The organism is Elioraea sp. Yellowstone, from assembly GCF_006704265.1.
Classification (GTDB): Bacteria; Pseudomonadota; Alphaproteobacteria; order Acetobacterales; family Acetobacteraceae; genus Elioraea.
Window position 1 is genome coordinate 1 of the sequence record NZ_VIKA01000325.1, and the last position, 623, is coordinate 623.

A 623-nucleotide genomic window follows, 5' to 3' on the forward strand; every position below is an offset into this window, starting at 1 on the left:
GTCGGGCGCGGCGTGCGGCGGCGGGCCGAGGCTGCGGCTGCGGCTGCGGCCGCAGCGGGCTCGGCCGGCGGCGGAAAGGCGGGGTGGCGCGTGCGCAGCACCAGCCAGACCGACCAGGAGGCGAGCAGGAACAGGAGACCCGCGAGGTCGAGGAGCGAGAACCAGCGCGCCGCGCCGGTCATCGCATAGGCCAGGACCAGCTTCAGCGCCACGATCGCGAGCCCGCCGATCATCAGGGGCGGCGCCACTTCGCCGATCACCGCGAGCGAGGGATGCAGCCCGGCGCGGGGATCGGCCATCCCCGCCGCCGCGCGACGGCGCGCCTCGGCCCGGATGCGGTCGCGCCGCGCCAGCGCGCGCCAGACCAGCGCCGCCCCGGCGGCGAACAGGATCACACCCGCGATGTCCTGCATCCTCGTCCTCCTCGCGATGGGTGCGCGCCCTCCGCCGGCACCGCCCGCGCTTCCGGCTCAGCGCAGCGCGCGCGCCGGACGGGCGGCGCGGCCGTCCCGCTCGAGCCGGTCGTAGAGCGCGACCAGCCAGGCGACCCGCGCCTCGAGGCCGCGCAGGGCGCGGGGCGGGGGCGGGGCGGCGGAGGCCGCCGCGACCAGGAAGGCGGTCGC

General features: G+C 79.3%; 1 protein-coding gene. It reads right to left on the reverse strand.

Annotated elements, in window-relative coordinates:
- On the reverse strand, nt 1-413 hold a 413-nt coding region (locus tag FK498_RS18955), incomplete at its 3' end, for a hypothetical protein (protein ID WP_202614944.1).
- Nucleotides 414-623 lie beyond the last annotated feature (210 nt).